Origin of the sequence: Streptomyces sp. NPDC056948 (assembly GCF_042674225.1) — a bacterium.
GTDB lineage: Bacteria > Actinomycetota > Actinomycetes > Streptomycetales > Streptomycetaceae > Streptomyces > Streptomyces purpurascens.
The window spans coordinates 1-6,160 of the sequence record NZ_JBHUQX010000499.1; the positions used below are offsets into that span (position 1 = coordinate 1).

At 72.7% G+C, this 6,160-nt stretch carries 3 protein-coding genes and 2 pseudogenes; 2 read left to right on the plus strand and 3 right to left on the minus strand.

The genetic code is table 11. From position 1 onward, the window contains the following. The 3 genes and pseudogenes from ACFTZL_RS39385 to ACFTZL_RS39395 all read right to left on the minus strand — a co-directional run. Positions 1-213, minus strand: a pseudogene (locus ACFTZL_RS39385) (hypothetical protein); the annotation flags it as partial. A 205-nt stretch (positions 214-418) separates the two neighbouring features. Further along, positions 419-2,200, minus strand: coding sequence for an ABC transporter ATP-binding protein (locus tag ACFTZL_RS39390; protein ID WP_382593658.1), 1,782 nt, complete (start codon positions 2,198-2,200; stop codon positions 419-421). Then, positions 2,197-4,002, minus strand: a complete 1,806-nt coding sequence (locus ACFTZL_RS39395; RefSeq protein ID WP_382593661.1) for an ABC transporter ATP-binding protein — start codon at positions 4,000-4,002, stop codon at positions 2,197-2,199. The genes ACFTZL_RS39390 and ACFTZL_RS39395 overlap by 4 nt, the downstream gene beginning before the upstream one ends. 211 nt (positions 4,003-4,213) lie before the next feature. On the opposite strand from ACFTZL_RS39395, the gene ACFTZL_RS39400 reads away from it, so the two are divergent. Continuing rightward, positions 4,214-5,812: a peptide-N4-asparagine amidase gene (locus tag ACFTZL_RS39400; protein WP_382593664.1), complete on the plus strand. Its 1,599-nt coding sequence runs from the start codon at positions 4,214-4,216 to the stop codon at positions 5,810-5,812. Positions 5,813-5,987: 175 nt separating this feature from the next. After that, positions 5,988-6,160 (plus strand): annotated as a pseudogene (locus ACFTZL_RS39405) (C4-dicarboxylate transporter DctA); the annotation flags it as partial.

Genomic DNA, 6,160 nt, shown 5'->3' on the forward strand with positions numbered 1-6,160 from the left:
GTCCAGCGTCTCGCCCGCGTGCCGCTCGGCCGCCGTCACACCGAGGTGCTCGACGGCCCAGGGCCGCTCGGGAGGGGACCAGCCCCGGTCCAGGGGATCGTCGACGCCGTCGTCCACCAGGGTGTCCTCGGCGTCGAGCAGCCCCGTGTCCTCTCGCTGCTCGTCTTGATCCGGTTGGTAGACATCGTCTCCCCAACCGTCGGACCTGTTCACGGGTACCTCCAGGGGGGTGGGGACGGGCCCGTTCCCCGAGCCGGTGCCTGCTTCCAGCCTTCCACCCGGCCTCGTACCCGCGCAACGCCACGGACCCCTGCCAGGGGCTTCGCAGCGAAGGCACCCGAGCCGCCCGGCCGGCCGCGGGCGCCGACGGTGGCGCCCTCCAGCCGGCGGACCGATCCCTGCCCCTGGCCTCCCGGCCTCAGCCGTGCCAGGAGCGCCACAGCGCCGCGTACGCCCCGTCCGCCGTGACCAGGTCGTCGTGGCTGCCCAGTTCGCTGATCCGGCCGTTCTCGACGACGGCGATGACGTCCGCGTCGTGGGCGGTGTGGAGGCGGTGGGCGATGGCCACGACGGTGCGGCCGTCGAGGACCCGGGCCAGGGAGCGTTCCAGGTGGCGGGCGGCCCGGGGGTCGAGCAGGGACGTCGCCTCGTCCAGGACCAGGGTGTGCGGGTCCGCGAGGACCAGGCGGGCCAGTGCGATCTGCTGGGCCTGGGCCGGGGTGAGGGCGTGGCCGCCCGAGCCGACCTCGGTGTCCAGGCCGTCGTCGAGCCCTTGGGCCCAGCCGTCCGCGTCGACCGCGCCCAGCGCCGCCCAGAGCTCGGCGTCGACCGCGTCGGTCCGGGCGAGGCGGAGGTTGTCGCGCAGGGAGCCGACGAACACATGGTGCTCCTGGTTGACCAGGGCGACGTGGGCGCGGACGCGTTCCGCCGGCATCCGGGACAGCTCGGCGTCGCCCAGGGTGATCCGCCCGTCCCGGGGCGCGTAGATCCCGGCGAGCAGCCGGCCCAGCGTCGACTTGCCCGCCCCCGAGGGCCCGACCAGGGCCAGCCGGGTGCCGGGGGAGACCTCCAGGGACACCTTGCGCAGGACGTCCACGCCCTCCAGATAGCCGAAGTGCACCCGGTCGGCCCGCACATGCCGTCCCTCGGGGGCCACGGAGGAGTCGCCGGCCTCCGGTTCGATGTCCCGGACACCGACCAGCCGGGCCAGCGACACCTGGGCCACCTGCAGCTCGTCGTACCAGCGCAGGATCATGCCCACCGGGTCGACGAGCATCTGGGCGATCAGCGCGCCCGTCGTGAGCTGGCCGACGTCGATCCAGCCCTGGAGGGCGAAGGCACCGCCGACCATCAGGACCGAGGCGAGCACGGTCACATGGGTGACGTTGATGACCGGGAAGAGCACCGACCGCAGCCACAGCGTGTAGCGCTCCCAGGCCGTCCACTCCTTGATCCGCCGCTCGGACAGCGCCACCCGCCGGGCACCGAGGCGGTGCGCCTCGACCGTACGGCCGGCGTCCACGGTCTCGGCGAGCGCGGCGGCCACCGCGGCGTACCCGGCGGACTCCGAGCGGTAGGCGGCCGGCGCCCGCCGGAAGTACCAGCGGCAGCCGACCACCAGCAGCGGCACGGCGAGCAGCACGGCGAGCGCCAGCGGCGGCGCCGTCACCACCAGCCCGCCCATCAGCAGCACCACCCACACCGCGCCGATCGAGAGCTGCGGCACGGCCTCACGCATGGCGTTGCCCAGCCGGTCGATGTCCGTCGTGATCCGCGACAGCAGGTCCCCGGTCCCGGCCCGCTCCAGCACGCCGGGCGGCAGCCCGACCGACCGCACGAGGAAGTCCTCGCGCAGGTCGGCCAGCATCCGCTCACCGAGCATCGCGCCGCGCAGCCGCACCTGACGGACGAACGCCGCCTGGACGGCCAGCGCGGCCACGAACAGCCCTGCCGTGAGTTCCAGCCGCAGGTCCCGCGTCCCGTCGGACACCCGCTCCACGAGCCCGCCCAGCAGCCACGGACCGGCCATCGAGGCGATGACGGCGATCGTGTTGACGGCGACGAGCAGCAGAAACGCCCGGCGGTGCCGCCGCAGCAGTTCGGCCGCGTAGGCGCGGACGGTCGCGGGGGCACCGACCGGCAGGGTGTTCGCCGTCGTCGGGGCCGCCGGGTCGTACGCCGGTGGCGCCACGCCGATCATGCCTTCTCCTCGATCTCTTCCAGTTCCGCCAGTACGTCGGTCAGGTCGGCCGCACCGTTCAGGGCGGCCTCGTCCTCGGTCTCGCGTGTCACGACCGCCCGGTAGCGGGGCTCGGTAAGCACCAGCTCGCGGTGCGCGCCCACCGCGGCGACCTCGCCGTCGTGCAGGAACACGACCCGGTCGGCGCGGTCCAGCAGCAGCGGGGAGGATGTGAACACCACGGTCGTGCGCCCCGCGCGCAGGTCCCGCACGCCCTGGGCGATCCGTGCCTCGGTGTGCGAGTCGACGGCCGAGGTCGGCTCGTCCAGGACCAGCACCTCCGGGTCCGTGATCAGCGACCGGGCGAGCGCGAGCCGCTGGCGCTGCCCGCCGGACAGGGACCGGCCGCGTTCGGTGATCCGGGAGTCCATGGGGTCGGCGGCGTCCAGCGAGCCCTGCACCAGCGCCGCCAGTACGTCGTCGCACTGCGCGGCCGCCAGCGCCTGTCGCGGCTCCACGGCACCCGACGCGGGTACGTCGAGCAGTTCGCGCAGCGAGCCGGAGAGCAGCACCGGGTCCTTGTCCTGGACGAGGACGGCCGTACGGGCCGAGTCCAGCGGGAGTTCGTCGAGCGGCACCCCGCCCAGCAGCACCGCGGTGCCCTCCTGCGACGGGTGTCCGCCCAGCCGTTCCGCCAGCCGGCCCGCCGCGTCCGGGTCGCCGCACACCACGGCGGTGAGCCGGCCGGTGGACGCGAGCAGCCCGGTCTCCGGGTCGTACAGCTCTCCGGAGGGGACCTCGGCGGCGCGGGACCCGGCGGTGTCCGTGGCCCGCTCCAGCGACAGCACGCCCGCGGCCCGCTTGGCCGAGGGGCGCGAGAAGGAGTACGCCATGGCGATCTCCTCGAAGTGGCGCAGCGGATAGGTGAGGACCATCACCGAGCTGTAGACGGTGACCAGTTCGCCGACGGTGATCCGGCCCTGGCGGGCCAGCTCCACGCCGTGCCAGACGACGGCGATGAGCAGCAGTCCGGGCAGCAGGACCTGGATAGCGGAGATCAGGGACCACATCCGGGCGCTGCGCACGGCAGCGTGCCGGACCTCCTGGGAGGCCCGGCGATAGCGGTCGAGGAACAGTTCCTCGCCGCCGATGCCGCGCAGCACGCGCAGCCCGGCGACGGTGTCCGAGGCGAGTTCGGTGGCGCGTCCGGCCTTCTCGCGCTGGGTGTCGGCCCGCCGGGTGGCGCGGGGCAGCAGGGGCAGCACGGCGAGCGCCAGCACGGGCAGGCCGACGGCCACGACCACGCCGAGCGCGGGCTGGTAGACGACCAGGCCGACGCAGACCAGCACGATGGTGACCAAGGCCGCGGTGAACCGCGACCAGGCCTCCACGAACCAGCCGATCTTCTCGACGTCACCGGTGGACACGGCGACGACCTCACCGGCCGCGACGCGCCGGGTCAGCGCCGAGCCGAGCTGGGCGGCCTTGCGGGCGAGGAGCTGCTGGACGCGGGCGGCCGCCGTGATCCAGTTGGTGATGGCGGTGCGGTGCAGGAAGGTGTCGCCGACCGCGTTGCCGACGCAGGCCAGCGCCAGCAGGCCGCCCGCCAGGGCGAGCCGCGCGCCGGAGCGGTCGACGACGGCCTGCACGGCGACACCGACGCAGAACGGCAGCGCGGCGACGGAGGCGAAGTGCAGCAGCCCCCAGGCCAGCGACTTGAGCTGTCCGCCCAGCTGATTCCGGAAGAGCCACCACAGGAATCGGGGACCCGAACGCGCGTCCGGCACGCCGGGGTCGGCGTAGGGAAGGTCTTGAATCTGCATGACGTCCCAGTGGCTCGTGTCAGGGGGATGGGGGTTCGGCCGAAGGCAGCAAACCGTGACAGGTTCGCGTCGCGGCGTGGTCGGAGGCAACCGGTTTTCTCGTGCGCGCGCGGCCCACCGACAGGAACCGGCCGACAGAGGTGGGAACAGCGCTGCCTCGACGGGCGGTTGCTCATTGCGGAGGCGGCGGACTCCCCGTAGAACACCGGCCATGAAGAGACGGATCGTCATGTCCATGCTTGCCGGAGTGACCCTCCTGGCGAGCACCCTCCTCGGAACCGGTCCCGCCCGGGCGGCCGACGTCCCCGCCGAGTTCGGCAACGACTGGCACGACCCGGTCACGGCCGCCCCGCCCGTCGGCAAGCCGGCCGGTAAGCACTGCGAGATCACCGTCGCCCAGGCCCAGTTCCGCGACTTCACCCCGTACCGGGGCACGTACACCCCGCCCGGCGACTGCGGCGAGCGGTGGAGCAAGGTCGTGCTGCGGCTCGACGGGAAGGTCAAGGGGCGCCAGTACGACCGGCTCGGCTATCTGCACGTCGGCGGGGTGGAGATCTTCCGTACGTCGACGCCGCAGCCCTCGCCCGACGGCATCGAGTGGTCCGTGGAGAAGGACGTCACGCGCTACAGCGACACCTTCCGCGGTCGCCAGGACGTCGAGATGCTCATCGGCAACGTCGTCGACGACACCTACACGGGCGTCCTCGACGTCAAGGTCACACTGACGTTCTACCAGGGCCGCCCGGACGGCAAGAGCCCCGACCGGGTCCTCACCCTCGACGGCGACTCGGCCCTCACCACCCCGCGCAACAGCGAACGCATCGTCGCCGAGGTGTACGCCACCGGCTCCGGAGGCGGCTGCGAGGAGTACTGGTACCTGTCGGTGCCCGATCCCGCGCCGTACTCCTGCAAGGCCGGCCGGGGCCCCTACCGGGAAGTGCAGATCCGCGTGGACGGCCGGCTCGCGGGCATCGCCACGCCGTTCCCGACCGTGTGGACCGGCGGCTGGTCCAACCCGTTCCTCTGGTACGTGATCCCGGGCCCGCGCGCCTTCGACATCAAACCGATCACCTACGACCTCACTCCCTTCGCCGGGCTCCTCAACGACGGCCGGCCGCACCGCGTCGAGGTCTCGGTCGTCGGCGTGCCGGAGGGGCAGGCCGGCTGGAGCACTCCCGTGAACGTCCTCGTCTGGCAGGACGAGCGGCGCGCCCACGTCACCGGGCAGCTCACCGTGCACCAGGAGGGCGACCTCACCGACGCCTCGGACTACACGCCGCCTGGTCCGGAGCACCGGGTGGACACCGAGGGCGCCCACCGGCTCACCGTCGCCGGATACGTCGACACCTCACACGGCCGGATCACGACCACCGTCGGCCGTTCGCTCGCCAACACCTCCGAGCACCGCTGGACCGACGGCGAGACGAGCGACGGGCTCAAGGCCACCTGGACCGACGACGAGTCGGTGACCGTCGACGGGCGTGGACCGGCCCGCAGCACACGCACGCACCGGATCTACTCGATGGACGGTACGACCACCCTCGGGGCGGGCGACCGGCTGCGTACCGTGCTGACCCTCGGCGACCGTGCCACGACCGTCGAGTCGCGGGGCGGCCGGCGCACCGCCTGGTCGCGGCTCGACGACTCCTACACTGGCGACGCCACGTACACGGCGAACGTGCCCCGCGACCAGCGGCACGCGGTCGGCACCACGAGCGAGCGCTACCGGCTGTACGGCTCGCACGGCTGCTACGACCGCACGCTGACCACGGCTCAGGGGGTGCTCACGGGGGACCGCGGCCGCTGCTGATGGGAGCGGTGTGGTCAGTGTGACATGCGTCACTTAGGCCACTTTTACGTGTCCGAAACATTGCGGTCTTGTGTGCGATCAAGACAGCCTCCAGAGTGTTCGGTTACGGAAGCAGCTTTCCGTATCGCAGAAGTCTCCTCCGGCCTCTGTGTAGCCCGTCCCCCAAGGAGGCCCCGTGCCACCGTCCGTACCGTCTCTGCCGCGACGTGTCGCACGCACACTGCGTAGCTCACTCTTCGCGCAGGTCCTCTGCGCGCTCGTTCTCGGAATCGTCGTCGGAAAGCTGTGGCCGGACACGGCCACAGCTCTCCAGCCGCTCGGCGACGGTTTCACCCGCCTCATCAAGAC

Bases quoted from the DNA above. Each gene is read 5' to 3' on its own strand.
- ACFTZL_RS39390 (WP_382593658.1), bottom strand. From the start codon at position 2,200: ATGATCGGCGTGGCGCCACCGGCGTACGACCCGGCGGCCCCGACGACG.
- ACFTZL_RS39395 (WP_382593661.1), bottom strand. From the start codon at position 4,002: ATGCAGATTCAAGACCTTCCCTACGCCGACCCCGGCGTGCCGGACGCG.
- ACFTZL_RS39400 (WP_382593664.1), top strand. From the start codon at position 4,214: ATGAAGAGACGGATCGTCATGTCCATGCTTGCCGGAGTGACCCTCCTG.